Here is a 25,923-nt window from a genome sequence, read left to right as displayed (position 1 = left end):
CGACATGACCACGGCCACACAGGGTTACGACGTGATCGTGATCGGCGTCGGCGGCATGGGCAGCGCCGCCGCCTATCACCTCGCGACTCGCGGTCAGCGGGTACTCGGGCTGGAAAGGTTCACGCCCGCGCACGACCGAGGCTCCAGCCACGGCGGTTCCCGCATCATCCGGCAGTCCTATTTCGAAGACCCCGCGTATGTTCCGCTGCTGCTGCGCGCCTACGAACTCTGGGAGCAGCTGGCCACCGACGCCGACCGCGAAGTCATCAGACGCACCGGCGGCCTGTATCTCGGCCCGCCCGACAGCCTGACGGTCGCCGGCAGCCTGCGGGCGAGCCGCGAATGGTCGCTGCCACACCAGGTTTTGGAGTCCGCCGAGATCCGGCGGCGCTTCCCGCATTTCACGCCCGCGCCTGACGACATCGCGGTGTACGAACCCAACGGCGGGGTCGCCCCCCCCGAGCTGACCGTGCAAGCACACATCGACCTGGCCCCGCGTGCGGGCGCGACCCCGTCGTTCGGCGAAGAGGGGCTGCGCTGGGCCGAAACCGATTCCGGCGTAACGGTGACCACGGCCAGAGCTACCTACCACGCCGATCAGCTCGTCGTCTGCCCCGGCGCGTGGGCGCCACAGTTGCTGGCGGACTTCGGTATTCCGATCACCATCGAACGTCAGGTGCTCTACTGGTTCGATCCGGCCGGCGGGACCGGTGCGTTCGAAGACCAGCCGATCTACATCGCCGAGGACGACTCCGGCACGCAGATCTACGGCTTTCCGGCCATCGATGGACCGACCGGCGGGGTCAAGACGGCGTTCTTCCGCAAGGGCATCGTCTGCACGCCGGACACCATCGACCGTGTGGTGCACCCACACGAGATCGCGGAGATGCGTGACCGCGTCGCCGCCCTGGTTCCGGCCGTCTCCGGTCCGTGCGTCCACACGGCGACCTGCATGTACTCCAACACCCCCGATCAGCATTTCGTGATCGCCCGCCATCCCGGTGGTACCCGCGTCACCATCGCCTGCGGCTTCTCCGGCCACGGCTTCAAATTCGTCCCGGTGGTGGGCGAGATCCTGGCCGACCTGGTCATCGACGCGAAGACCGCGCACCCCATCACACTTTTCGACCCGCAAAGGTTGGTGACCAGTGGAAACAACCTCGCATAACAATTCTGGCGGGGCGACGCATGCGCCGCCGGCGCTGATCCCGACCCTGGGTGGCAAGTGGTACGTCGACGACGGCGTCTTCGCGGCCGAGCAGGAGCAGCTCTTCGAACGAATGTGGTTCTGCGCCATCCGATCCCGCGATATCCCGATGCCCGGACAGTTCAAGCGAGTGCAGGTCGGCCGCGAGAGCGTCCTGATCGTGCGCGGCCGCGACGAAAAGTTGCGCGCCTTCCTGAACATCTGCCGCCACCGCGGCGCGATGCTGTGCACCGAGGACACCGGACAGGTACGCCGCAACCTGCAGTGCCCGTATCACGCGTGGACCTACGCACTCGACGGCACCTTGGTCGCCGCGCCGAACATGGGGGCGCTGAAGGACGCCACCGGCGCCGACATCGATCGGGTCGCCTACGGACTCGTCCCGGTCGCACTGCGCGAATGGCTCGGCTACGCCTGGGTCTGCCTGGCCGACGAGCCCCCGTCGTTCGAGCACGACGTGATGGGCGCGGTCACCGAACGCCTCGGCGACCCGGCCGCGATCGACGCCTACGAGATCGACACGCTGGAAGTGGGCCGCCGGGTGGTCTACGACGTCGCGGCGAACTGGAAGCTCATCGTGGAGAACTTCATGGAGTGCTACCACTGCGCGACCATCCACCCCGAACTCACCGAGGTGCTGCCCGAATTCGCCCAGGGCCTGGCCGCACAGGTGTTCGTCGGCCACGGCGCCGAATTCGGACCCGATATCGCCGGATTCACCGTCGACGGCTCACCGGGTTTCGACCGGCTACCAGGAGTAACTCCCGAACAGGACCGTCGTTACTTCGCGATAACCATCCGGCCGACGGTTTTTGTCAATCTGGTCCCGGATCACATCATTTTTCACCGGATGTTCCCCGTGTCGGCAGACCGCACTATCGTCGAGTGTGATTGGTTGTATACCAAAGATGTGGTCGCCTCGGGACGGGATGTGTCCCGTTCGGTCGAATTGTTCCACCGGGTCAACGAGCAAGACTTCGCGGCGTGTGCGCGAACACAACCGACCATGTCCTCCCGCGCCTACCGTAAGGGCGGGGTGCTCGTGCCCGCCGAGCACCACATCGCGGAGTTCCACGAATGGTTGTCCTGTCGAATCGGTGACGTGAGGTGAATGTGATGAATGGCGACCCGGATCTACTCATCGGCGGTCGATGGACGCACGCCGCGGACGGCGGCCTGCGCCAGATCACTGACCCGGCCAACGGCGCGGTCGTGGCCACGGTGGACGAGGCGACGCCGCAGGACGCGCGCGGCGCCGTCGCCGCCGCCCGGGTCGCCTTCGACGAGGGGAGCTGGGCCGCGACGCCGGTCATCGATCGGGTGGCGCTGCTGCTGCGGATCGCCGACCTGCTGGCCCGCGACAAGGAGCGGCTGGCGCGGCTGGAGACGGCGGACACCGGGAAGACGCTGGTAGAGAGCCGGATCGACATCGATGACGTGATCTCGGTGTTCCGCTACTACGCGGGCTTGGTCGGGGTGCAGTCGGACCGGCAGGTCGACGTGGGCGATCCGGCGGTGATCAGCCGGGTGGTGCGCGAGCCGATCGGGGTGTGCGTGCTGATCGCGCCGTGGAACTATCCGCTGCTGCAGATGTCGTGGAAGGTCGCGCCCGCGCTCGCGGCGGGCTGCACGATGGTGCTCAAGCCGAGCGAGGTCACGCCGCTGAGCACGATCGAGTTCGCGCGACTCACCGAGGAGGCGGGTGTTCCCGCCGGGGTGTTGAACCTGGTGCAGGGCAGCGGCGCGGTTCTCGGCACGGCGTTGACCGACAATCCGGAGGTCGATTTCATCTCGTTCACCGGCGGGCTCGCCACCGGCCGGACGATCAGCCGGGTCGCCGCCGAGCACGTCACCAAGGTGGCGGTGGAACTCGGCGGCAAGAACCCGCACATCATCTTCGCGGACGCCGAGTGGAACAGCGCCGTCGACCACGTGCTGACCGGGGTGTTCCTGCATTCCGGGCAGGTCTGCTCGGCGGGTACCCGGTTGATCATCGAGGAGTCCATCGCCGACGACTTCGTCGCGGAACTGGCGACCAGGGCCGAGCGCATCCGGGTCGGCCCCGGCCTCGACCCGGCCAGCGAGACCGGCCCGCTGGTCTCCGAGGAACACCGTGCGAAGGTGGAAGCCTATGTCGCGCTGGGTATTTCGGAGGGCGCGAAGCTGGTGACCGGCGGTGCCAGGCCCGACGACCCCGCCCTGCGCGACGGCAGTTTCTACCTGCCGACCATCTTCGACCGCTGCGACCGGTCGATGCGGCTGGTGCAGGAAGAGACCTTCGGCCCGATCCTGACGGTCGAGCGATTCAGCACCGAGGCCGAGGCGATCCGGCTCGGCAACGACACCGAATACGGTCTCGCAGCGGGGGTTCGCACCTCGGATGCGGCCCGCGGCGAGCGAGTGGTGCGCGCACTGCGCCACGGCACGGTGTGGCTCAACGACTTCGGCTATTACACCGCAGGCGCGGAATGGGGCGGGTTCAAGAGATCCGGTAACGGCCGCGAACTGGGCCCGACCGGATTGGCCGAATACCAAGAAATCAAACATATTTGGCACAACACGGCACCGAAGCCTGCGGAGTGGTTCAAGGGCGTCTGATCGTAGTTTCATTGTCGGCCGGACAGCCCGTATCGGCCATTACCGCGAAAGAGTAACGATGGTAGTCACAGAGCGCGGGGTGCCCGACGGTACCGGCATGGCGGATTTCGGCTACAAGGAATCCCTCGACCGCAGCATCGGAAAATTCGCCAGCTTCGCGGCCGGGGTCAGCTATATCTCCATCCTCACCGGCACATTCCAGCTGTTCTATTTCGGATTCGGCAGCGCCGGACCGGCGTATCTGTGGTCGTGGCCGCTAGTTTTCGTCGGTCAGTTGGCTGTCGCGTTGTGCTTCATGGAACTCGCGGCGCGTTATCCGGTCGCCGGGTCGGTCTACAACTGGTCCAAGTCGCTGGGCAGCAGAATCGTCGGCTGGTCGTCGGGCTGGCTGATGCTGACCGCCTCGATCGTGACGCTGGCCGCCGTGGTGCTCGCGCTGCAGCTGAACTTGCCGCGGCTGTGGAGCGGCTTCCAGATCATCGGCGACGGGACCGGCGAGCACGACTACGCCACCAACGCGGTGCTGCTCGGCACCGTCATGATCGTATTCACCACCACGATCAACGCGCTCGGCGTGCGGCTGATGGCGCGGATCAACAGCTCGGGCGTATTCATCGAGCTCATCGCGGCGGTGCTGATCGTGATCATCTTGGCGGCCAACGCGACTCGTGGTCCGCAGGTGTTCTTCTCGACCCACGGTTACGGCGCGGGGGAGTCCGGCGGTTATCTCGGCGCGTTCCTGGTGGCCTCGCTCGCCTCCGGCTACGTGATGTATGGCTTCGACACAGCGAGTTCGCTCGGTGAGGAGACGGTCGAGCCGCGGCGCACCGCGCCGAAGGCCATCCTGCGCGCCGTGCTGGCCTCGTTCGTCATCGGCGGGGGCATCCTGGCCTTCGCCGTGATGGCGGCGCCCGATCTCGACGATCCGCAGATCGGCAGCTCCAGCGGCGGCCTGCAATACATTGTCGAACAGGTGATGTGGGGTCCGCTCGGCACGATCTTCCTGTGCTGCATCGTGATCGCGGTGACGGTGTGTTCGCTGGCCGTGCACACCGCCGCTATCCGGTTGTCCTTCGCGATGGCCAGGGACAACGCGCTGCCGTTCGGCGAGAAGCTCGCGCGGGTGCATCCCAAGACCCAGACGCCGGTGATTCCGGCCATTCTGATCGGCGTGCTCGCCGCGCTCATCCTGGTGGTCAATGTCGGCCAGCCCAAGATCTTCACGGTGCTGACATCGATCGCGATCATCATGATCTACCTGGCCTACCTGATGGTGACCGGGCCGATGCTGAAGAAGCGGCTGCAAGGGCAGTGGCCGCCGAAGGAACTGGCCGAAGGCGGCTACTTCACGATGGGACGGTGGGGCATGCTCGTCAATATCTTCGCGGTGGTGTGGGGCGTCGGCATGGCGCTCAACCTGGCCTGGCCGCGCCCCGGGGTGTACGGCAGCCCCTGGTACAACACCTGGGGCGCCTTCGTCTACATCGGGCTGATCCTCGGCTCCGGCCTGCTGTGGTACGCGGTGAAGGGGCGCAATCGAATCGGCACGCTGGCCTCGCACGCCGCGGAGGTGCGCGCCGATGGCTGACACGGTGTTCGACTACGTGATCGCGGGCGGCGGGACCGCCGGGTGTGTGCTCGCCGCCCGGCTCAGCGAGGATCCGGACGTGTCGGTGTGCCTGCTCGAGGCGGGCCCGTCCGATGTCGATGATCGCGCGGTTCTCGAACTCACCCGCTGGATGCACCTGCTCGATTCCGGCTACGACTGGGACTACCTGATCGAACCGCAGGAACGCGGCAACAGCTATCTGCGCCATGCCCGCGCGAAGGTGCTCGGCGGATGTTCCTCGCACAACTCCTGTATCTCCTTCTGGCCGCCCGCGGAGAACCTGGACGAGTGGGCCGCCCTCGGCGCGAAGGGCTGGAGCGCGGCCGAGGTGCTGCCCTACGTCACGCGACTGGAGAACAACGACGCGCCCGGCGAGCAGCACGGGCGCACCGGACCTGTTCGGTTGCGCGATGTTCCGCCCGTCGACCCGTGCGGCCTGGCGGTACTCGAGGCGGCTGCGGCGGTGGGTTTGCCGACGGTGCAATTCAACCGGGGTGCCACCGTGCGCAACGGGGCGGGCTGGTTCCAGATCAACGCGGCCGAGGACGGCACGCGCATGTCGACATCGCACGCATACCTGCATCCGGTGCTGAACTCGCGCCCGAATCTGGTGGTGCGCACCGGCTGCCGGGTCAGCGAGATCCTCTTCGACGAAGCCCGCGGCGCGACCGGCGTGCGCTATCAACGGCCCGACCTCACCGGCTACGACACCGTCTCGGCCCGGCGTGAGGTCGTCGTCACCGCGGGTGCCATCGATACCCCTAAGTTGTTGATGCTGTCCGGTATCGGGCCCGCCGATCATCTGCGGGAGATCGGTGTTCCGGTGCTGGTCGACGCGCCGGGGGTCGGCGCGAATCTGGACGACCATGTGGAGGGGCTGGTGTTCTGGGACGCCGCCGAGCCGATGGTGGCGACCTCGACGCAGTGGTGGGAGATCGGGCTCTTCGCGACCACCGACGAGGCGTTGCGCCTGCCGGACGTGATGATGCACTACGGCAGCGTGCCGTTCGATATGAACACCCTGCGCCACGGTTACCCGACGACCGACAACGGTTTCTGCCTGACCCCCAACGTGACTCAGGGACTCTCGCGCGGCACCGTTCGGCTTCGTACCCGCGACTTCCGGGACAGGCCGAAAGTCGACCCGCGATATTTCACCGATCCGGACGGCCACGACGAAAAGGTCATGCTCGCGGGAGTTCGGCTGGCCCGCAAGATCGCCGAGCAGTCGCCGCTGCGCGAGTGGGTCGCCGCGGAACTCGCACCCGGACCGGACGCGACCACCGACGACGAACTGCTGAGCTACATCCACGCCACCCACAACACCGTCTACCACCCGGCCGCCACCGCGCGGATGGGTGCGCCCGAGGATCCGCTGGCGGTGCTCGATCCGGAGCTGCGGGTGAAGGGGGTGTCGCGGCTGCGGGTGGTCGACGCGTCCGCGATGCCGAAACTGCCCGCGGTGAACCCGAACATCACGGTCATGGCCATGGCGGAGAAGTGCGCGGACCTGATCAGGGGATCAGCCTAGAATGACGGCGTCATGGCGAAACAGGATGGTGAGGACACAGGTCGGGCCGCTGCGGTGCAGTCGGTCGACCGCGCGCTGCTGGTGATGGAGATCATCGCCAAGCTGGGGCAGGCCGGCGTCACGGAGATCGCCGCCGAACTGGGTGTGCACAAATCTACCGTTTCCCGGCTGGTCGCCGTGCTGGAATCACGGGGTTACGTCGAGCAGCTCTCCGACCGCGGCAAGTACCGGCTGGGTTTCTCCATTGTCCGTTTGGCCGGATCCACCAGTGCGCAGGTCGATCTCGTCGGGCAGAGCCAGGGCGCGTGCAACGCGCTGGCGGCCGAAACCGGCGAGACCACCAATATCGCTGTGCTGGACGGGAATCGGATCATCAATATCGTCGAGGCGGCGGGTACCGGCTCGATCGCCCTGCGGTCCTGGGTCGGGCAGAGCTGTCCGGCGCACGCCACGTCGAGCGGCAAGGTGCTGCTGTCCGGACTCGCACCGGCGGCGCTGCGCAAGCAGGTGGGCCCGAAGCTGGAGGGCTACACCGTCAACACGCTGACCAAGGTCGCCGACCTGGCCGCCCAGCTCGTGGCGGTGCGGGAGAACGGGTGGGCAAGCGTGCGTGAGGAATTGGAGATCGGGCTGAACGCCGTCGCCGCTCCCGTCTTCGACAGCAACGGCGCGATCGTCGCGGCACTGAGCGTTTCGGGGCCGTCGTATCGGCTCGGTCCGGACCGCTTCGCGCCGATGGCGGAACTGGCGATCGCGAGCGCCGCGGACATCAGCCGGCGGCTCGGCTACTTCGGCTGACCGGCCGGGCTCGTGCGGCCGGGGTTCGCCATTGACAACGCGCGCGGCCGCCGACAATACTGAGTGCCGTATTGCGCAGTTGTTGCGCTATATGCAACAACTGAATATTCGCCGCACACGCAGCGGGAGATCTCCATCCAGTTCGATGGAGAGCCGAAGGAGCAACACCTCCCGGGAAACTCTCAGGCCCAGTACCGCCGCGCATCAGGCAACTCTGAAAAGTAGTGCATCGAGGCACTCGCCGACGGGGCAAACGCGTAACGCGTGAATCTCTCAGGCCCTAGGACAGAGCGGGAGGAGCCACACTTACGCGCGCGCACGCGTCGACGAAAGGCTCCCCATGGCAGATCCCGCCGCCGATCTCCGCACCCCACTCGATGTCTCCCTGCGCGAATTCGACCCGGTGGTCGCCGCCATGGTCGATCGGGAGACCGACCGCCAGCAGCGCGGGCTGGAAATGATCGCGTCGGAGAACTACGCACCGCTCGCGGTGATGCAGGCCCAGGGCACTGTGCTGACCAACAAGTACGCCGAGGGCTATCCGGGACGCCGCTACTACGGCGGCTGCGAGCACATCGATGAGATCGAGTCGCTGGCCCTCACGCGGCTGCGCGCACTGTTCGGCGCCGAATACGCGAACGTGCAACCACATTCGGGTGCACAGGCGAACGCCGCGGTGATGCACGCGCTGCTGCGGCCCGGTGACAGCATTCTCGGCTTGGCGCTGGATCACGGTGGTCACCTCACGCACGGCATGAAGATCAACTTCTCCGGGCGGCTGTACGACGTTGCCGCATACCATGTTCGGGCCGAGGATCAGCTGGTCGACATGGCCGAGGTGGCGCGCCTGGCCGAAGAGCATCAGCCGAAACTGATCATCGCGGGCTGGTCCGCCTATCCGCGGCAGCTGGACTTCGCCAAATTCCGGCGCATCGCCGACCAGGTGGGCGCCTACCTGATGGTCGACATGGCGCACTTCGCCGGTCTCGTCGCGGCCGGGCTGCATCCCTCGCCGGTGCCGCACGCGCACGTCGTCACCTCGACCACGCACAAGACGCTGGGCGGGCCGCGCGGTGGATTCGTGCTCGCCACACCGGAATTGGGCAAGAAGCTGGATTCGGCGGTGTTCCCCGGCCAGCAGGGCGGACCGCTCGAGCATGTGATCGCGGCCAAGGCGGTGGCCTTCAAGATGGCGGCCGAGCCTGCGTTCCGCGAACGGCAGGAGCGGACCCTCGCGGGTGCCCGGCTGCTCGCCGAGCGGCTACTGGCCGAGGACTGCCGGGCCGCCGGTATCGGCGTGGTCAGCGGCGGAACCGATGTGCACCTGGTGCTCGTCGATCTGCGCGAGGCCGCGCTGGACGGTAAGCAGGGCGAGGATCTGTTGCAGCGGCTGGGAATCACGGTGAACCGCAACGCCATTCCGTTCGATCCGCGACCGCCGATGATCAGTTCGGGACTGCGGATCGGTACCCCGGCGCTGGCCGCGCGTGGCTTCGATATCGCGGCGTTCACCGAGGTCGCCGACATCATCGCGACGGCGCTGTGTACCGGCGAAGCCTCGGCGGCGCTCACCAAGCGGGTGGACGCCTTGGCGCAGCAGTTCCCGCTGTACGTCGGAATGCGGAATCCGGCGTGACCATCAGCGTTTTTGACCTGTTCCGGGTCGGTGTCGGTCCGTCGAGCTCGCACACGGTCGGGCCGATGCGTGCCGCGGCCGCGTTCGTGGAGCGATTGAAAGACCTCAGCGTGCTGCACGAGACGGCTGCGCTGCGGGTCGAGTTGTATGGGTCGCTCGGGGCGACGGGGCGTGGTCACGGCAGTGTCGAGGCGATCGTGGCCGGACTGGCGGGTGCGCAACCGGAGACCGTCGACCCGGACGCCATGCGCGCCACCGTGGCCACGGCCCGCGCCACCGGCCAGCTGTATCTGGGCGGTGTGCACTCGATCGCGTTCGCCGTGGACGAGGATGTCGAGTTGCTCGGGCTGACGCGGTTGGCCTTCCACACCAACGGCATGCTTTTCACCGCGCGTGACGCGACGGGGCGGGTGCTGCTCGAGCGCCGGTATTACTCCGTCGGTGGTGGTTTTGTCCTCGACGAGGACGAGATCGACGGGCGTACGGTCGAGGCGCCGGTCACCGTCCCCTATCCCTTCCGCTCGGCGGACGAGCTACTCGCGATCACCGACGCCACCGGGTTGTCGATCAGTGCGGTGGTGCTGGCCAACGAAATGTCCTCGCGCAGTGCGGATCAGGTGCGATCGGAACTGCTCGACATCTGGGAGGTCATGCAACGCTGTGTGGCGCGCGGCATGTCGACGGGCGGGGTGCTGCCGGGCACGCTGCGAGTGCGGCGGCGCGCGGCGAACCTGTTCGAGCGGCTCGGCGCCGAAGCGGAGGACAACGACCCGCTACGCGCGATGGAGTGGGTGACGCTGTATGCGATGGCGGTCAACGAGGAGAACGCCGCGGGCGGCCGGGTGGTGACCGCGCCGACCAACGGTGCCGCGGGCATCATTCCCGCTGTGCTGCACTACATTCAGCGGTTCGTCACCGGCGCGGACGCGGACAGCGTGGTCGAATTCCTGCTCACCGCGGGCGCGATCGGTCAGTTGATGAAGGAGAACGCGTCGATATCCGGTGCCGAGGTGGGCTGCCAGGGTGAGGTCGGTTCGGCCTGTGCGATGGCCGCCGCCGGACTGGCCGCCGTCCTGGGCGGTACGCCGCGGCAGATCGAGAACGCCGCGGAGATCGGCATGGAGCACAACCTCGGTCTCACCTGCGACCCCATCGGCGGACTGGTGCAGATCCCGTGCATCGAGCGCAACGGGATCGGGGCGGTCAAAGCAATCACCGCGGCTCGCATGGCGATCCGCGGTGACGGGATGCATCATGTCTCGCTGGACCAGGTCATCCAGACCATGCGGGCGACCGGGGCGGACATGCTCGACAAGTACAAAGAGACCTCGCGAGGCGGTTTGGCGGTAGCGGTGGTGGAGTGCTGAGCTAGCGGGCCGGGAACCGAATGACTCGATCGTCGCCCGCCCGGACGGTGCCGCGGCCGTCGGTGTTGGAGGTGGTGAGCCACAGCGCGCCGTCCGGTGCCACCACCGGGGTGCGCAGCCGGCCGTACTTGCTGCGCAGCTGCGCTACCGGCCGGTCCAGAGTGCCGTCGGCGCGCTGCGGGATGGTCCAGAGGCGCTGGCCGCGCAGTGCGGCGACGTACAACGTGTTCGCGGTGATCGCGAGGCCGGAGGGGGAGGCTTCACTGGTCGACCAGGTGACGAGCGGGTTGGTGTAGCGGCCGTTCTGGGTGTCGCCCTTGCCTTCCACGACGGGCCAGCCGTAGTTGCGCTTCGCCTCGATCAGATTGACCTCGTCGTAGGTGTCCTGCCCGAATTCGGTGGCGTAGAGCCGCCCGGTGGCGTCCCACGCCAGACCCTGCACGTTGCGGTGGCCGAGGGAGTAGACCGGTGAATTCGGCGTGGGGTTGCCCGGTGCCGGTTTGCCGTCGGGATCCAGTCGGAGAATTTTGCCGTTGGGGCTGGCCGGATCCTGCGACCTATTGCGTTGTCCGGCGTCGCCGGTTCCGACATAGAGCATGCCGTCGGGACCGAAGGCGATGCGGCCGCCATTGTGAATGTTGGCCTTCGCGATTCCGGTGAAGATCGCTTGCGGTTGCCCGTCCAGGCGGAAGCGCACGATCCGGTTATCGCCACTGGCCGTGAAATAGGCGTAGACGTACCCGTTTTCGGCATACTTCGGCGAGACGGCGAGGCCGAGCAGTCCGCCTTCGCCGCGCGCGACCACGCCGGGCACCCGGTACACCTGGGTGGGTGTGGTGCCGGGTGCGACGCGCTTGATCACGCCGGTATCGCGCTCGGCTACCAGGGCGGCGCCGTCCGGGAGGAAGGTCAGACCCCACGGCGCGTCGATGTCCCGACCCACCTCCTGCGGGGCATTGAGGTCCGGGGTGCCTGCCGCGGTGACCGGTCCCGCGAGGGAACTGGGCAGCGCGACGAAAAAACTTGCCATTACAGCGATCACAGCGGTGCCGGCATAATGTGCCGCACTTCGAAGTGTTGAAGTCATAGCTAAGTAGAGCCACATCCCGGCGGTCATCTCGACTGGAGAACGACTGGGGAAGGTAACGGGTGTACGGCGTCTTAGGCTCATGAAGTCCGAACCTTTCTCGAGCGACAATCGGAGGCATTCGCATGCACGCCAGCGGCCAGAACATCATTCTCGAGGTAGTCAAGAAGGCTTGGCATCGACCCGATTTCGCCTTCTTCGATACCGCCCTCGAAATCACCGCCTACGCGGGCCGTAGCTGATATCAATCCGCGCGGTTACGGCAGGCCGAAGGCCAGCAGCACATTGCCCGGCATGCCGGTGGTGATCTGGCGTCCGTAACCGGAGTTGGTAAACACCATGCCGTTCGCGACGACGGCGCCGTGACCGTTGATGGCGCCGCCGAGGCCCGGCACGCCGTTCACCGTCTTGAACGGTTTCGCGGTGTTGTATTGCCAGAGAATCGCGCCGGTGTCGGCCGAGAAGACGCGCATCTTGCCGTCCATGCTGCCCTCGTAGACCAGGCCGGGGGTGGTGGTGACGGCGTTCGGCATGGCGAGCTGGCACAGCGGGGACATCGGTACCGGCGGCACATTGATCAGGCAACCCTCGGTGGGATTCGGGGTAGCCCAGATCATTTCGCCGGTGGCCGGGTTCAGCGCGTACAGCGTGCCGGGTTGCGCCTGATAGGTCGCGACATATAAACGGTTGCCGTCAAAGCTTGCGCCCCATTGGATGCCTTGCAGCGATTCCGAGCCAGGGGCGGGCAGAATCGGTTTCGGTGTGGACAGCCGGGTCTGCCAGATGATCTCACCGGTGGTGGCGTCGAGTAGGTGGTAGACGCCGCTCTTCTGGCCGGCGCCGACGACCAAGCGGTCGTTGATCTCGAAGAGGTTCGGGTGCGAACCGAAGTCGAAGTCGTGGCCGGGGTCTGGGCAGTTTCCGCCGGGTGGCGGTATCACGCAGCGACCGTTCCAGGGTGGGTCACCCGGCGTCATGCGTCGCACCCATCGGGCCGTCCCCGTGTCGAGGTCCAGTGCGCCGATCGCTTCCGCGCCTTCGGGATAGCCGCTGTAGGGGTTGCCGGAGGTGTAGTAGAGGGTGCGCGATTGCACGTCGAGCGTCTGCGACGACCAGACCGGTGCACCGCTGGGGGCGAAGTTCGGTTTGCCGCCGGTCGGCTGTGGTTGCGGAATCGTGTAGTACTGCCACTGCACGTCGCCGGTTGCGGCGTCGAGTGCGACGACACTGCCGCGGAACGTGCAGCAGGGGTAGTGGTCGCTGGTGGCCTGGCCCAGCTCCTGGCTGGACACACCGACGTAGAGGTGGCCGTCGAATATCAAGGGGGAGCCGGTGATGATGGCGAACGGGTGGGGATCCAACTGGCGGACCCAGCGCTGCTGGCCGGTCGCCGCGTCGAGGGCCCACATCCTGGCGGAGTTGTCGCCGAAGTAGACCAGGCCGTCCGCGACCGCGGGCCCGTTGCGCAGCCCGAAGGTCGGCAGGTTGCCGCCGAGCGGCGTTTCGGCTTGGAACGACCACCGGGTCGCACCGGTTTCGGCGTCCAACGCGTAGAAGGTGCCGTTGCGGCCACCGACGTAGACGGTGCCGTCCACGACCGCGGGCTGACTGGACGCGGCGATGGTTTCGGGGAATGCGAACGCCCACTTCAGTTGCAACGAGCCGACGGTGGCCGGGGTAATGGCGGTCTCGTGGGGGTTGTGCCGAGAACCCTGGAGGTCGTATTGCCACATCGACCAGTCACCCTGGGCAGCGGTGGACTGTCCGAAGCTGGTGCCCGTCACCAGCAGGGCAGCGGCGACCACCAGGATGGGCAGGCGCAGATACGAACCGCGTCGGCGGGGCGTTGCGTTTGTTTCCTTGTGCATGAGGTGGCTCCTCGCCCGGACTCAGGAGTTTGCTAAGCCATACGAATTACAGGAGCGTCAAGCATGTTACCCACGCCGTTATGACGTTTCGGATGACTGGCGTGCGCGTTCGGCTATCGGTTCGGTTACGGCACCGAAAGCAATCATGCAGAGACTGCTGAAAGCTCTCTACCCCTTATGGGGTGCATTTCCCCAGTTGTGGTGGGGCCGTTTGCTTGCGCCCGGGCGTGTTACGCTCGCGAACCAGAGTGTTCGGCTCGCTGTATTCACGCATCCTTTGACAAACGGAGGCATTCGTATGCAGGCCATCGTCGAGAACCGCGCTACCGAAAAGGTCGAGACGGGCAAGAAGGTGTGGCGCCGTCCCGATTTCGCTTTCTTCGATACCGCATTGGAAATTACCGCCTACGCCGGCCGTGACTGACGCGGCGGTGACGCGAAGGGTAAAGGTGCACCGGGATGTCCACGGCCTGTGACACGGAGACTCGCTGGAGCGAGGCCGAGTTCCGGCAGTCGCTGCACGCGCTCGAGGCGCTGTATTGGGACCGGCATCCGTTTCATGAACGCTTGCACCACGGGCGGCTGGACAAGGACGAGCTGCGGTTGTGGGTGGCGAATCGCTGGTACTACCAGCGCTGCCTGCCGCAGAAGGATGCCGCGATCATCGCCAATTGCCCGCTGCCGGAGGTGCGGCGGGAGTGGTTGCCGCGGATCGTCTATCACGACGGGGCCGACGGCTCCCCGGGTGGCGCGGAGAAGTGGCTGCACCTGGCCGAGGCGGTGGGTCTCGAGCGTGCCGAGGTGGTCTCGGAGCGACTCGTCTTGCCCGGGGTGCGGTTCGCGGTGGACGCCTATCTCGACTTCGCTCGACGCCGGCCGTGGTTGGAGGCGGTGGCGTCCGGGCTCACCGAGCTGTTCTCGCCCGGGTTGCTGAGCTACCGGCTGGGTCGGATGCGGCAGCACTATCCGTGGATCGCGGAGGAGGGGTTCGCGTACTTCACCGCGCGCATCGACATGGTGGAGGCGGAGGGGCGTTCGCTGCTCGACCTGGTGGTCCGGCATGCCGAAACCCTTGCGCAGCAGCAGGCTTGCGTCGATGCGCTCGCCTTCAAATGCGATGTGCTGAGCGCTGTGCTCGATGCGCTCGACTATCACACGGGGGCTGGTGATGGCCGGGCTGTCCGATAGCACGTTGCCGCGGCTGCGGCCGGGCGTCCGGCTCACCCGTGATTCGGTACGTGGTGAGCTGGCGTTGCTGCCCGAAGGGGTAGTAGTCCTCAATGACACCGCTGCGGCGGTGCTCGCGCTCTGCGACGGTACGCACAGCATTGATGGCATTGTGCAGCGGCTCGGCGCGGAGTACGACGGTGTTCGCGCCGAGGACATTGCCGAGCTGTTGCAGCGGCTCGCGCAGCGACGAGTGGTGGCCCTGGATGACTGAGACGTCGGTCGAGGCGCCGCTCGGCATGCTGGTCGAGCTGACTCATCGTTGCCCGCTGCACTGCCCCTACTGCTCGAATCCTGTCGAACTCGTCTCGCGCGCTGGGGAATTGACCTTCGCGCAGTGGTGCGATGTGCTCACCCAAGCCCGCGAGCTCGGCGTGGTGCAGATGCACTTCTCCGGTGGTGAGCCGCTGTCTCGGCGGGATCTGCCCGACTTGGTCGCGCATGCACGGGAACTCGGGGCCTACGTCAACCTGGTCACCAGCGGTGTCGGACTGACCGCCGAGCGGGCGCGGCAGCTCGCGGAGCGCGGGGTCGACCACGTTCAGCTCTCGATGCAGGACGCGGATCCGCAGTCCGCCGACCGGATCGCGGGGGCTCGGGTGCACGCGCTGAAACTCGATGCGGCCGAGGCGATCACAGGAGCAGGATTGCCACTCACCGTGAACGTTGTGCTGCACCGGGGGAATATCGATCGGGTCGAGCAGATCGTCGACCTTGCCGTCGGTCTCGGCGCGGATCGCATCGAGTTGGCCAACACGCAGTACTACGGATGGGGGCTGCGTAATCGAGCAGCGTTGCTGCCCAGCGCGATTCAGCTCGACAATGCACGACAGGCGATGCAGCGGGCTCGGGAGAAATACGCGGGTGGGCCCGATCTGGTGTACGTGGTCGCGGACTACTTCGCGGACCGGCCGAAGCCGTGCATGGATGGGTGGGGGAGACGGCAATTGACCGTCACGCCCGAGGGGAATGTACTGCCGTGCCCCGGTGCTTCGGTGATCTCCACGCTGCCGATGGAGAACGTGCTCGAACGACCGCTGGCCGAGATCTGGTATTTATCGAAGGCGTTCAACGCTTTTCGCGGTACCTCGTGGATGCCCGAACCCTGCCGTTCCTGCCCCGAACGCTTCACCGATTTCGGCGGCTGCCGTTGCCAAGCGTTCCAGTTCACCGGTGACGCGGCGGCCACCGACCCGGTGTGCGGGCTGTCCCCGGACCGGCCGCTCGTCGACGCCGCACTGAGCGAGGCGGCGACGGCCTTCACCATGCGGGCGCAGGCGCCGTGAAGGTGATCCTGCTCGGTACCGCTGCCGGCGGTGGGTTCCCGCAGTGGGACTGCGCCTGCGACCTCTGCCTGAGTGCCCGTAACGGCGAGCTACCGTCGCGCAGTCAAGAGTGCGTCGCCATCAGCGGCAACTCGCGAGATTGGTGGCTGCTCAACGCTTCCCCCGATATTCGCACCCAACTGCTCGCCACGCCCGCCCTCCGTCCCGGCCCGGGACCGCGGGAAACCCCCGTGCGCGGCGTGCTCCTCACCGACGCCGAGGTGGACCACACGATGGGGCTGGCCATCCTGCGTGGAGCCGCCGACCTGACCGTCTACGCCAGCCCTGTCGTACTCGACGCCCTCCAGCCGCTGCGCGGCCTGCTCACTCGTTACCGCCCATGGAAGTGGCAGGACAGCACCGTGCCCGGCTTCGAGTTGGCCGGTGGGCTCCGAGTGGTCGCCCACCCGATCAGCGCCAAGGCACCGAAATACATCGCAACGCCGTCGCCCTCCACCCACTGGGTGACCGCCCTGCGCATCGAAGACCCGGTGACCGGCGGCGTCTTCGTGTACGCGCCGTGCCTGGCGAATTGGCCTGCCGCCTTGGACAACCTGCTCGCCTCCGCCGACTGCGCACTACTGGACGGCACCTTCTTCAGCCCCCAAGAACTCGGCTCGGCCGTCCACTCCCAGGACCCCGACGCCGGCCAATCCCTCATGGGCCACCTCCCCATAGCCGGCCCCACCGGCTCCCTAACCGCCCTCACCCACCACCCCGGATTGCGCCGAATCTACACCCACCTCAACAACACCAACCCCCTCCTCGAACCCACCTCCGCCGCCAGCGAACTGGTAGCGCGAGCAGGTGTGGAAGTCCTACCCGACGGTGCCGAACTCACTGTGTGAGGTGATCGCACGGCACGACCCAGCTGACTAGACCATGCCCGCCTCCAATGCGGCCACGAACAGCATGAGTATGGATAGAAGGATCAGCCACATGCCCGCAAGTAGCGTGCCGGTGAACGTGCTGAAGAAAAGAATTGCGCCGAAGAAACACCAGGTGAAGACAGTGAAGGCCAGCACGCCACCGAACTTCCGAATGATCCCGTCCTGAGACGAGAGTGTGCCTACCGAGACCCCCGCCCCGACAATGGCAAGGAAGGCGCCACAGACGACCAAGCTGGCCGCGCCCGGGGCTTCGCCACTTTTGAACGGGTAAACCTGGATGGTCCGGATGACTCCCCAGCCACTGTCGGTGAAGTCAGCCAGCGGCTGTGTCAGCGCCGCCGCCCACAGCACGAGTGCCAGCCCTACGCAACGCCGAAGAAAACGGATGTTGAACCTCTGCGCGCGCGGTCTCTCCTCATCGCTGCTGTCACCAGAAACCAACTCCACAGACGCCCCCGATCAACGCACGTACGCCACCATTGTTGCCCCGCAGCACCATTGACGGTGCGAGAACACCGCAACTCACCGCGGCGAGAAGTGTGGAGTGCTGTGCGAGACTTCGCGGCTGCGAGCACAATCGAGCGATGTTCGGGTGGGTGCGCAACAAGTCGACCGCACTGCTGGCGCGGATCGGCAAGAGCAACAGGGCGATCAGGCGTCGGGCGGAGCGGTTCGGGTTGCTTCCGGCGATCATGTCCGCGCTAGTAGCGGGAGTCGCTGTCGCCTACGTGGCCTACCAGGGGGTGAATCGGTACACCCCGACCAGCGATGCGAAAGCCGCGCCGCTCGATATCACCAAGGTGGCACTGACCATCGTCGCCGGGGTCGGTGGTGTTGTCGCCTTGGTGATCGCCTACCGACGCCAGCGTGATGCCGAGCAGAGCCGGTTCGTCGAACGATTCGGGGCTGCGGCCGCGCAACTCGGTGCGACCGATGTCGCGGTCCGGATCGCGGGGGTGTACGCGATGGCCGGTGCCGCGGACGAAACCGACGGCCTGCGTCGGCAGCAATGCATCGACGTGCTCTGCGGTTACCTCCGCCTGCCCTACACTCCGGATCTCGGGGGTAACCACCAGACCAAGAACATCCGCAAGTACCCGCCGGCCGACGAGTCGGGTCCGGAGGACGAACAACACTTCGAGTACCGGCAGAACGACCGTGAGGTCCGCAAAACCATCGTCCGGGTGATCGGCGAGCATCTCCGACCGGAAGCCGAATACAGCTGGTCGGCAAGCCATTTCGATTTGCGGACCGCTTACCTGGAGAACGTCGATTTCAGTGGAGCCGTCTTCGTCGGCGCCGCCCGATTCGACGAGGCGACGTTCCGCGGCGACACGTGGTTCCACACGGCGAAGTTCAATGCCGACAACGGGTTCAATGGGGCGACGTTTACCGGCGATACCTGGTTCAACGGGGCCACGTTCAGTGGCACTGCCATGTTCGACGGGGCGAGTTTCGGCGGCGACGCAGGGTTCATCGGGGCGTCGTTCGTCGGCGCCGCCCGATTCGGCACGGCGACGTTCACCGGCGACGCCCAGTTCAACACGGCGATGTTCGGTGGCGACGCCTGGTTCCACACGGCGACGTTCGCCCGGCGTGCCTGGTTCAGCGGAGCGATGTTCAGTGGCACCGCCAGGTTCGACGGGACGACGTTCCGTGCCGATACCGGATTCGGCGAGGCGACGTTCCGGGGTGGTGCCTGGTTCAACAAGGTGACGTTCAATGGCAGTACCGGCTTCCGCGAGGCGACGTTCGGCGCCAAAGCATCCTTCGACGAGGCGACGTTCGGCGGCGACACCTCGTTCCACACGGCGACGTTCCAGGGGCCGGCCGATTTCACACGCCTTGTTTTCACGGCCCCGACTAGTTTCGTGTCGGTCGACTTCGGTTCGGAGCGAATCGAGTTCACCAACCCGCAGCGGTGGGGGCCGCCACCGCCGGAGTTCGATTGGGGCCAAGACGGTGCCGGGAAGCCAGGGAATATCGAGCCGCACGACTGGCCGCCCGCCGTGAATGCGCGGTGACACCGCCCGAAGCGATCGATGCTGTTTCGACGCGGGAGTGCGTCGGGGTGGGGAATCATGTTCCTACGGGCAAGGGGACGTTGGTGGTGTAGCCGTCGAACGTGCATGTGCGCGTTGGTTTTCGAACCATGGCAGGGAAGGTTGGTGGGGGCCGATGATCGAGACTACGCGAGTGCAGGTACTGCGGTGACCGCCCCGAATACCGATCCGATCGCCGCGTTCAAGGAGATACTGCGGGAATTGGTCGGTCGCACGGGAGCGGCTTCGGACGCTACGCGCCTGGCGCGCCTCGCCGAGGAAGCCCACATCAGCGCGGAGGAGTTGCGCCAGGCGATCACGTCCGGTCAGCCCTTGCCGAAACGGGAAACAACCAAGGCGATCGTGACCGCGTGCCTGCACCACGCTCGACCGGAGCTGGCCGGGCAGCAGCTGCAGAACGAGTTGGCTTGGTGGGAGGAGCAGCGCAGCGCCGCTGCAAGACCGCCCGCGCCGCCCCAGGAAATTCCGGTGCCCTCAGGCGAGGAGCGCTCCGGCTCTGTCGCGTCCCGAGACCGAGGGCCGTGGTTGGCCAGAGGTAGGGAATGGGTCCGCCACCATCGTGGCCCTGCCGTCGTGGTTACGGCTTTGGCGTTGGTTTTGGTTTTGGTGGTCGCGGCGGTCGTGGTGTGGTTGATCCGGTCCGCGGACGACACGTGCGCCGAGGCGGGGCTGACCTTGGTGGACGGGGAGTGCATCGGCGTGACCGATGGTGCGTTCACCGGATTCGACCCGGTATCGGCGGATGTGGTCGAGCAGATCGCCACGCAGAACAGGCTGGTGAGCGGCGACTATCTCACCGTCGCGCTGCTGGGCCCGCTCTCCCAGCCGACGCAAACCGGTCCGCCGGGTGGTCGCCCGAAGGAGGGCCAGCTCTCCAGCGACCAGATGCGGCAGATGCTCATCGGCGCCGCCGCCGCGCAGCATCGGGTCAACAGCGGGCGGTCCTTCGGCGATCCCCGGCCCGCGATCCGGCTGTTGCTGGCCAACAACGGCAGCTTCCAGAACCAGTGGCGGGCACCGGTCGACCGACTGATCTCGCTGGCAGGAGCCCAGGACCCGCGCCAACGGGTCGCGGCCGTCGTCGCGCTGGGCACCAGTGTGGCCGACACGCGGGACGCGGCGAAAGCGTTGAGCGGCAGACAGATCCCGATCATCGGCGCCATCACCACCGCGGACGAGTTGAATTACGACAACATCCCCGGCATGGTGCGCGTCACCCCGGCCACCAGTACTTTCGTCGACCATCTCAGCGGATATCTCGATAGCCACCCGGAGTTGGGTCCGGCGATCGTGGTGTGGGATCAGAACGCCGAAACCCGCGGTGATCTCTACGCCGCCGCGCTACAGAAAGTGTTCCGCGACAAGCTCGGTCGCTGGATCGGGCAGATCCCCGACCAGGGATTCACCGGCGTCACCATTCCCAGCGACACCTGGCCGCAGATGTTCGACGGTGTCACCCGCAACGTGTGTGCGTCCGGTGCCAACACCATTCTGTTCGCCGGCCGCGTCTCCGACATGGGCGAGTTCATCGACTCGCTGAAAGAACGCGCCTGCCGGTCTCGGCCGTTGACGATCATGACCGGAGTGACCGCGTTGACCGCGATCCACCGAAATCCCGACCAGCTGCGCCAAGCCGGCGTGCAGGTGATCTACGCCGGTGTGGTCCATTTGGACTGGCCCATCGGCCGCGGCGCCCCGCCCGAGGGCTGGCAGCTCTACACCGAGGCCCTCGCCAACGCGGGCTACCGCGCCGACGGCACCGACGCCTACACCTGCCTGGTCCACGACGCCACCCTCACCGCAACCCGAGCCATCCGCCTGGCCGCAACGCCCAACCGGATGCCGGGAACCAGCGACGTGCTCGGCCAACTGCGCAACATCAACGGCGACTACACCATCGACGGATGCTCCGGCAGTTTCGAATTCACCACCACCAGCAATGGCGCGCCGCTGGGGACGCCCGTTCAGATCGTCACCCTCCCCAGGTAGGCAGTGTGCTTACTGCCACCGCGTTGCAGCTGCTGCTCGGCGTTGCTCGCTAGTTCGATCTGCCGCACTCTTTCTCGGGATCCGCAGGCACCGAGTACGGGTGTCAGAGTGAGTGCGGATCCCGAGAGTGGGTGCGGATTCCGGTGCGGCGGGCGCGGGTTCGGGTGGCGCAGTCTTGAGTGAGGGTGAGGATGTGGTTGAGGAGGCCGGGGCTTACGCCGGCCATGCCGGTGGGGTGGCGGGTGGCGTCGGTGTAAGCGCCGCCTGCCATGCGGTTGTGCAGGGTGCGGAAGGTGACCAGGGCGTTCATNCGATTTCGCCTACCGCTACACCCCCCAACCCCCCTCCGCCCCCACCGAAATCTACGTCTCAGACCTGCACTACCCCAACGGTTACGAGGCCCGCGCCGACGGCGGCACCATCACCTCGCCCCCCGGAGCGCGAGTAGTCACCGTGCAAGGCAACAGCGCCGCCCCGGTCACGGTATACATCAATCGACCCGGATCCGCAGGCGCCAAGATCCCGACCGGGCCGGTCAGCGGCGGCTGATTGCCTCGCGCCGGTCAGCGCGGTGCGCGCGCATCAGTTGGCCAGATTCGGTCGATGAGCCCGTGTCCGACGATGAGCCGCACCGCCTGCCGGGGGATGGTGCGCGGAGTGAATGTGCTGAAGAAATCGGGGAGACGTAGATCGTTGTAGGAGATCGCGCGAAAGTATTTGTACATCAACGTTGGGATCGAATAGGCGAGTGGTGTCAGTATCACGCCTATGACGATCGCGAGTGGTGGCATAGAGCGCGGGCTGAATAGTGCGGCGGCGATTGTCGTGGTCACCAGCGACAGCACGGCGGCCGCGGTGATGAGAACGTCGGCCACCCATCGCGAGATCAGCATGGGCAAACCAACCTGGACGGGTAGGGTCGCCCACAGCGTGAGGGCGACCATCGACATCAGCGCGCAGACCCGGTAAGGCGTTGCGTGCCAAGGGAGTCCCCACATTCGGCCGACCAGCAGGATGGCGAATGCGGTCGCGATCAGGAGGGTGACGTCCCATATCGCATGCGGCTTGGCGCCGTGGTCGAGCCAGTGGTTCCCTCGCCCGTCGAATACCGAGGTATCGACCGGGATCGTCTGCTGGAGCGGTTCCACAGGCGACCGAGTCTGCCGGAGCAGCAGGAGGAGATGCGGTTTCCGAGCGATCAACACGTCGGCGAAGAAGATTCGTCTGCCGTACACCATTCGACTTCGGCTCACGTATGTTCCGCCTTCCAGACACCAAGTCATGGAGACGAAGACGATACCGAGGAAGAAGCAGTAGGCGGCGAGCTCGAGCACGATCAGCCATTCGGTTTCGATACGCAAGCCGAACGGCGACGTCCAATCGTCTTGACCTGGCCACACCCAGTGCCATGGCCATTTCCACTGCCAGGGCAGGTCCCAGTTCCAGGGCCATTTCCATTCCCACGCAATGTCTTTGCCGCCGCCGGTGGTGGGCGGCAAGCTGAGGCCGAGGAAGGCGCGCAATGGGTACCCGAGGCCGACCGTCGCGACGACCAGCCAGCCGATGATCGGCGGTGCGTGGCGGCGTGGAGTGCGGGCATCGAATCTGTTGCGTTCGACGCTGCGAATCCCCTCGTACAACACCGCTATCGCCAAAACCCCTGCCGCCAGCGGGATCACATTATGAAAAAAGGAGACGAACGGGAGTCCGCACAAAACTACCGTCAGGACAATGCGTGCACCGATTGCCCCCAACGTCGCGTAGGCCGCCACTCGAAGACCTGCCGCCAGGGTCGGGATTCTGCCGCGCTGCGCGGCATTCGGCGACACCTGGTCCTCGTCCAGTCCACGTAGATCATTGAGCTGATAACGCCCCTGGTAGATCAGAATCTCCAGGATGAACCACAGAACAAGCGCCCGTGGAACGAAGTAGGGGACCTCGAGCACCGACGGCTGCATCACGACCAGGGTCAGCGTCCCGATCGGAAAGAACAGTGCCTTGCTCAAATCCATCGGCCGGGGCAGCAGAAGATACGACAGCAGCTTCCGCTCACCGGTCGGCAGTTGCGCAAGCGGCAGGAGTGGCGTTGCCCGGCGAGCCCTGGTGTCACGCACCAGCTTCAGGAAGTAGGAACGCCCGTTCACGGTGCCGTTGCCGGCTTCCACCACGAGCAAGATGATGACGGGTAGATAGACCACCAACATGATGAACTGAAGGTAGAACGCATACTGCCGGGCCATGTAGCACAGCAATCCCAGGAAGATGAACTCCAGCGAAAGCATGGCGACGAGCTGCAGTATGCGCGGAATACGGTACCCGTGGCTGAGTGAGTTGAGTTCGGCGATCATTTCCCGGTACATGACCGGCCGCAGCAGCGGATATCCGGCCATATCGGGCGTGCCCGGCGGCAGCAACTTCGCCAATTCGCGTTCGAGGGCACGGGAATAGAAGCTGCGCACAGTGGCCTGCGAGGCGGTGACTTGCAACATGCACGCCAGCGCCAGCGGAATAAGCGGCACCGCGGCCGCGGCGGCATCATGGATGTGGTTGGACGGCTCATTGCCGCTGACGAAGGTGACGAAAGCGCCGAACAAGGCCAGCGTCGTCACCACGCCACCGAACACGCCGACGAGCTGGTTGTTCAGCTCGCGCTCGTCGTCTCGGGCGGCGACATAGTCGGCGATCAGCGCATCGAAATAGTTCTGTTCACGATCCACGTTCCGCGCCCATCGTCACCTGCCGTCGCAGACGACTGTGCCCCACGGCCTGCAGCGCTACCTGCGTGTACCGCTCAGTGTGGCAACCGCATCCGGTGATCGGTATCCGCTGTTCGCACGACCGAACCGGTCAGCGGTTTTCCGTGGTCGACCGCGCTTGTCCTACCTCCGGGCGACTCGAAGCTCACCCCACAACGTCCGATAGAAATCGAGGTAGGTGCGTTCGACGTGGACGGCGCGTTGCTGGACCTCGGGGTGGCGGGCGGGGAGTTGGTTGAGGGGGACGGACATTGCGGCGTGGTGTTCGATGTGCAGGTTGTTGCCGTTGGTGAACCAGGTGGTGAGGAGGCTGCCGCGGATGGAGCGGGTGTTGCGTAGGACGTCGGTGGTGTCGGTGTCGCAGAGGAGGTGTTCGGGGAGTTCGACTAGGAAGTGCATGGGGACCGCGAATAGTAAGGGCAGGAGCCAGATTCGGAGGATGAGGTCGTGCTGGCCGGTGGCGGCGAAAGTTATAGCGGCAACCAGTAGGGCGCCGAGGATGAGGTGTTCGGTGATGGCTCGGCGGCGCATGGTGGTGCTGAGGTGACCGTGTTCGTACCGCCAGCGGCCGGTCGCCGCGCGCAGCACGTCGCGGACGACGGCGAGGAGCCGCGCGTAGTCGAACATGCCGCGCAGTAGTAGGGCGGCGGTGATGGGTGTGCGGGTGTCGAAACCGAAGAACTCGGTGTCGTTCGGGGTGCCGAGGTAGCGGTGGTGCTGCAGGTGACGGACCCGATAGTTGGTGTAGACGACCAGCAGTGGCAGACCGAGCGGCACGCCGACGAGGCGGTGCGGCCAGGCGGCGCGGAAAGCGCTGTGGTGCAACGCTTGATGTTGCAGTTCGACGGCGTGGGTGTACATCGCGGCCAGCAGCAGCACGCCGGCGATCAGTGCGAGCGGCTCCGGGCGCAGCGCGAGCGCCACGCCGAGGGCGGTGAGCACGCCGAGGACGGCGAGTTTGGTGAGGAATACGCGCTCGTCGCCAGCGCTGGTCCGGGCGCGGGCGAACAGCAGCCCGGCAGCAGGGTGGGTCATTCGATCTTCTCGACTCGGGTCAGCGGCCGCTGAGCAGGACGACGTGGGTGCCGGTGAGCGGGGTGCGGCGGGCCTGCCCGAGCAGTCCGGCGAGGGCGACGGCGCCGGAGGGTGTCGGCTTGGCGCCGTGGTCGGCGAGCAGGTCCCGGGCGGCCAGTAGCTCGGTGTCGTCGGCGCCGAAGATCGCGCCGCCGGTCGCGGCGACCGCGGCCATCGCCTCGGGGCCTTGCAGCGCATGCCAATTGACCAGCGGCTGATTGTGGTCTGTGGTGACGACATCGTCCGGTGGCAGCATGCGATATTCGCCGGGCCAGCTGGTGACGACGGGGTTGTTGGCCGCGGAGCCGACGCCGTTGATCGGCACCGGCCAGCCGACGGCTTGTAGCTGCCGGTGTACGGCGATGATGGTGGTGCCGTTGCCGACCGGAATCCAGAGCGCGGCAGGCGGTTCCGGCAGAGCGAGACGCAGCGCGTGCACGACGACGCCGTGCCCGTCGAAGACCGCGTCCACGTACGGCCCGTCGACATTGCCGTCTACCGAGCCGTCTTCGGCTGCGAGAGAGCGGGATTCGTCGACGGCATCCTCGTAGCTGCCGGGGACGAGGTGCACGTCGGCGCCGACGTCACGCATGAACGCGCCACCATCGCTCCACCCGGCCGGCAGCACGACGGTGCAGGCCAGCTCGGCCGCCGCGCAGGCCATGGCCATGGCGCGGCCGTAGTTGCCGCAGGTGGCGATGACGACTCGCCGGTATCCGTCGGCAATGGCGCGGCTGACTACCGCGCGGGCGGCCGGTTCCTTGTGACTACCTGAGGCATAACGGGTTTCGTCCTTGATCAGGATGCGGGTTCCCGGGACGAGCTCGCCCGCATCGATGAGCGGCGTGGCGTATGCGTCGGTCGGTGCGGTGGTCAGGGGTGAGGCGGGCACTGGTGG

General features: G+C 66.4%; 24 protein-coding genes and 1 riboswitch. Of the genes, 17 read left to right on the top strand and 7 right to left on the bottom strand.

Annotated elements, in window-relative coordinates; all coding sequences use genetic code 11:
* Positions 1–4: 4 nt before the first annotated feature.
* The 8 genes from solA to DBO33_RS22710 all read left to right on the top strand — a co-directional run bounded on the left by solA (position 5) and on the right by DBO33_RS22710 (position 10,746).
* Positions 5–1,168 carry an N-methyl-L-tryptophan oxidase gene (solA, locus tag DBO33_RS22745; protein WP_107656849.1) on the top strand — a complete coding sequence of 388 codons (1,164 nt, stop codon included), beginning with the start codon at positions 5–7 and terminating at the stop codon, positions 1,166–1,168.
* Complete coding sequence (locus DBO33_RS22740; RefSeq protein WP_107656848.1) at positions 1,149–2,318, top strand: aromatic ring-hydroxylating oxygenase subunit alpha; 1,170 nt, start codon at positions 1,149–1,151, stop codon at positions 2,316–2,318. The genes solA and DBO33_RS22740 overlap by 20 nt, the downstream gene beginning before the upstream one ends.
* Before the next feature lie 5 nt (positions 2,319–2,323).
* A complete protein-coding gene (locus tag DBO33_RS22735; protein ID WP_107660511.1) occupies positions 2,324–3,805 on the top strand; it encodes an aldehyde dehydrogenase family protein in 1,482 nt (493 codons plus the stop codon).
* A gap of 58 nt (positions 3,806–3,863) precedes the next feature.
* On the top strand, positions 3,864–5,393 hold the full coding sequence (locus DBO33_RS22730; protein WP_107656847.1) for an APC family permease: 1,530 nt from the start codon (positions 3,864–3,866) through the stop codon (positions 5,391–5,393).
* Entirely contained in the window at positions 5,386–6,945 is a 1,560-nt protein-coding gene (locus DBO33_RS22725; RefSeq protein WP_107656846.1) for a GMC family oxidoreductase, read from the top strand. Before DBO33_RS22730 ends, DBO33_RS22725 begins: the two co-directional genes overlap by 8 nt.
* A gap of 12 nt (positions 6,946–6,957) precedes the next feature.
* Positions 6,958–7,743, top strand: coding sequence for an IclR family transcriptional regulator (locus DBO33_RS22720; RefSeq protein WP_107656845.1), 786 nt, complete (start codon positions 6,958–6,960; stop codon positions 7,741–7,743).
* 204 nt (positions 7,744–7,947) lie between these two features.
* Positions 7,948–8,042: riboswitch (glycine riboswitch) on the top strand.
* A gap of 41 nt (positions 8,043–8,083) precedes the next feature.
* On the top strand, positions 8,084–9,379 hold the full coding sequence (locus DBO33_RS22715; protein WP_107656844.1) for a serine hydroxymethyltransferase: 1,296 nt from the start codon (positions 8,084–8,086) through the stop codon (positions 9,377–9,379).
* Entirely contained in the window at positions 9,376–10,746 is a 1,371-nt protein-coding gene (locus tag DBO33_RS22710; protein ID WP_107656843.1) for an L-serine ammonia-lyase, read from the top strand. The genes DBO33_RS22715 and DBO33_RS22710 overlap by 4 nt, the downstream gene beginning before the upstream one ends.
* A 1-nt stretch (position 10,747) precedes the next feature.
* Here DBO33_RS22710 and DBO33_RS22705 read toward each other — a convergent pair whose 3' ends face one another.
* Positions 10,748–11,776: a PQQ-dependent sugar dehydrogenase gene (locus DBO33_RS22705; protein ID WP_228540602.1), complete on the bottom strand. Its 1,029-nt coding sequence runs from the start codon at positions 11,774–11,776 to the stop codon at positions 10,748–10,750.
* A 182-nt stretch (positions 11,777–11,958) separates the two neighbouring features.
* Between DBO33_RS22705 and pqqA the strand changes: the two genes are divergently transcribed.
* The gene (pqqA, locus tag DBO33_RS22700; protein WP_107656841.1) at positions 11,959–12,075 is read left to right on the top strand and encodes a pyrroloquinoline quinone precursor peptide PqqA; all 117 of its coding nucleotides are present in this window, start codon (positions 11,959–11,961) and stop codon (positions 12,073–12,075) included.
* 15 nt (positions 12,076–12,090) lie between these two features.
* Here the strand turns inward: pqqA and DBO33_RS22695 are convergent, their stop codons facing one another.
* Complete coding sequence (locus DBO33_RS22695) at positions 12,091–13,701, bottom strand: outer membrane protein assembly factor BamB family protein (protein WP_107656840.1); 1,611 nt, start codon at positions 13,699–13,701, stop codon at positions 12,091–12,093.
* Positions 13,702–13,999: 298 nt separating this feature from the next.
* Here DBO33_RS22695 and DBO33_RS44450 point away from each other — a divergent pair, with 298 nt between their 5' ends.
* The 5 genes from DBO33_RS44450 to pqqB are packed head-to-tail and all read left to right on the top strand — an operon-like array spanning position 14,000 to position 17,101.
* Positions 14,000–14,125, top strand: coding sequence for a hypothetical protein (locus DBO33_RS44450; protein ID WP_267897892.1), 126 nt, complete (start codon positions 14,000–14,002; stop codon positions 14,123–14,125).
* A 35-nt stretch (positions 14,126–14,160) separates the two neighbouring features.
* Positions 14,161–14,889 (top strand): pyrroloquinoline-quinone synthase PqqC, encoded by a 729-nt coding sequence (gene pqqC / locus DBO33_RS22690; RefSeq protein WP_107656839.1) that lies wholly within the window; start codon positions 14,161–14,163, stop codon positions 14,887–14,889.
* The gene (pqqD, locus tag DBO33_RS22685; RefSeq protein ID WP_107656838.1) at positions 14,870–15,142 is read left to right on the top strand and encodes a pyrroloquinoline quinone biosynthesis peptide chaperone PqqD; all 273 of its coding nucleotides are present in this window, start codon (positions 14,870–14,872) and stop codon (positions 15,140–15,142) included. Before pqqC ends, pqqD begins: the two co-directional genes overlap by 20 nt.
* Complete coding sequence (gene pqqE / locus DBO33_RS22680; RefSeq protein ID WP_107656837.1) at positions 15,135–16,214, top strand: pyrroloquinoline quinone biosynthesis protein PqqE; 1,080 nt, start codon at positions 15,135–15,137, stop codon at positions 16,212–16,214. The genes pqqD and pqqE overlap by 8 nt, the downstream gene beginning before the upstream one ends.
* Positions 16,211–17,101: a pyrroloquinoline quinone biosynthesis protein PqqB gene (gene pqqB / locus DBO33_RS22675; RefSeq protein ID WP_107656836.1), complete on the top strand. Its 891-nt coding sequence runs from the start codon at positions 16,211–16,213 to the stop codon at positions 17,099–17,101. The genes pqqE and pqqB overlap by 4 nt, the downstream gene beginning before the upstream one ends.
* Before the next feature lie 27 nt (positions 17,102–17,128).
* On the opposite strand, the gene DBO33_RS22670 is transcribed toward pqqB, so the two are convergent.
* Positions 17,129–17,590: a hypothetical protein gene (locus DBO33_RS22670; RefSeq protein WP_107656835.1), complete on the bottom strand. Its 462-nt coding sequence runs from the start codon at positions 17,588–17,590 to the stop codon at positions 17,129–17,131.
* A gap of 137 nt (positions 17,591–17,727) precedes the next feature.
* Here DBO33_RS22670 and DBO33_RS22665 point away from each other — a divergent pair, with 137 nt between their 5' ends.
* Entirely contained in the window at positions 17,728–19,167 is a 1,440-nt protein-coding gene (locus tag DBO33_RS22665; protein ID WP_107656834.1) for a pentapeptide repeat-containing protein, read from the top strand.
* A 186-nt stretch (positions 19,168–19,353) separates the two neighbouring features.
* A complete protein-coding gene (locus DBO33_RS22660) occupies positions 19,354–21,195 on the top strand; it encodes a type 1 periplasmic-binding domain-containing protein (protein WP_107656833.1) in 1,842 nt (613 codons plus the stop codon).
* 103 nt (positions 21,196–21,298) lie between these two features.
* On the opposite strand, the gene DBO33_RS22655 is transcribed toward DBO33_RS22660, so the two are convergent.
* Positions 21,299–21,505, bottom strand: a complete 207-nt coding sequence (locus DBO33_RS22655; RefSeq protein ID WP_107656832.1) for a hypothetical protein — start codon at positions 21,503–21,505, stop codon at positions 21,299–21,301.
* 50 nt (positions 21,506–21,555) lie between these two features.
* Here DBO33_RS22655 and DBO33_RS42930 point away from each other — a divergent pair, with 50 nt between their 5' ends.
* Entirely contained in the window at positions 21,556–21,744 is a 189-nt protein-coding gene (locus DBO33_RS42930; RefSeq protein WP_234391383.1) for a hypothetical protein, read from the top strand.
* Positions 21,745–21,758: 14 nt separating this feature from the next.
* Here DBO33_RS42930 and DBO33_RS22650 read toward each other — a convergent pair whose 3' ends face one another.
* The 3 genes from DBO33_RS22650 to DBO33_RS22640 form a co-directional block, all read right to left on the bottom strand.
* On the bottom strand, positions 21,759–23,912 hold the full coding sequence (locus DBO33_RS22650) for a hypothetical protein (RefSeq protein ID WP_107656831.1): 2,154 nt from the start codon (positions 23,910–23,912) through the stop codon (positions 21,759–21,761).
* A 162-nt stretch (positions 23,913–24,074) separates the two neighbouring features.
* A complete protein-coding gene (locus DBO33_RS22645; RefSeq protein ID WP_107656830.1) occupies positions 24,075–24,986 on the bottom strand; it encodes a fatty acid desaturase family protein in 912 nt (303 codons plus the stop codon).
* A 19-nt stretch (positions 24,987–25,005) separates the two neighbouring features.
* Positions 25,006–25,917: a pyridoxal-phosphate dependent enzyme gene (locus DBO33_RS22640; RefSeq protein WP_107656829.1), complete on the bottom strand. Its 912-nt coding sequence runs from the start codon at positions 25,915–25,917 to the stop codon at positions 25,006–25,008.
* Positions 25,918–25,923 lie beyond the last annotated feature (6 nt).

It is taken from the genome of Nocardia suismassiliense (assembly GCF_900269665.1).
In the GTDB taxonomy this organism is placed as follows: domain Bacteria; phylum Actinomycetota; class Actinomycetes; order Mycobacteriales; family Mycobacteriaceae; genus Nocardia; species Nocardia suismassiliense.
This window is presented reverse-complemented; position numbering and strand designations above follow the sequence as displayed.

Bases quoted from the DNA above. Each gene is read 5' to 3' on its own strand.
- solA (WP_107656849.1), top strand. From the start codon at position 5: ATGACCACGGCCACACAGGGTTACGACGTGATCGTGATCGGCGTCGGC.
- DBO33_RS22735 (WP_107660511.1), top strand. From the start codon at position 2,324: ATGAATGGCGACCCGGATCTACTCATCGGCGGTCGATGGACGCACGCC.
- DBO33_RS22730 (WP_107656847.1), top strand. From the start codon at position 3,864: ATGGTAGTCACAGAGCGCGGGGTGCCCGACGGTACCGGCATGGCGGAT.
- DBO33_RS22725 (WP_107656846.1), top strand. From the start codon at position 5,386: ATGGCTGACACGGTGTTCGACTACGTGATCGCGGGCGGCGGGACCGCC.
- DBO33_RS22720 (WP_107656845.1), top strand. From the start codon at position 6,958: ATGGCGAAACAGGATGGTGAGGACACAGGTCGGGCCGCTGCGGTGCAG.
- DBO33_RS22715 (WP_107656844.1), top strand. From the start codon at position 8,084: ATGGCAGATCCCGCCGCCGATCTCCGCACCCCACTCGATGTCTCCCTG.
- DBO33_RS22705 (WP_228540602.1), bottom strand. From the start codon at position 11,776: ATGGCAAGTTTTTTCGTCGCGCTGCCCAGTTCCCTCGCGGGACCGGTC.
- pqqA (WP_107656841.1), top strand. From the start codon at position 11,959: ATGCACGCCAGCGGCCAGAACATCATTCTCGAGGTAGTCAAGAAGGCT.
- DBO33_RS22695 (WP_107656840.1), bottom strand. From the start codon at position 13,701: ATGCACAAGGAAACAAACGCAACGCCCCGCCGACGCGGTTCGTATCTG.
- DBO33_RS44450 (WP_267897892.1), top strand. From the start codon at position 14,000: ATGCAGGCCATCGTCGAGAACCGCGCTACCGAAAAGGTCGAGACGGGC.
- pqqC (WP_107656839.1), top strand. From the start codon at position 14,161: ATGTCCACGGCCTGTGACACGGAGACTCGCTGGAGCGAGGCCGAGTTC.
- pqqD (WP_107656838.1), top strand. From the start codon at position 14,870: ATGGCCGGGCTGTCCGATAGCACGTTGCCGCGGCTGCGGCCGGGCGTC.
- pqqE (WP_107656837.1), top strand. From the start codon at position 15,135: ATGACTGAGACGTCGGTCGAGGCGCCGCTCGGCATGCTGGTCGAGCTG.
- DBO33_RS22665 (WP_107656834.1), top strand. From the start codon at position 17,728: ATGTTCGGGTGGGTGCGCAACAAGTCGACCGCACTGCTGGCGCGGATC.
- DBO33_RS22655 (WP_107656832.1), bottom strand. From the start codon at position 21,505: ATGAACGCCCTGGTCACCTTCCGCACCCTGCACAACCGCATGGCAGGC.
- DBO33_RS22645 (WP_107656830.1), bottom strand. From the start codon at position 24,986: ATGACCCACCCTGCTGCCGGGCTGCTGTTCGCCCGCGCCCGGACCAGC.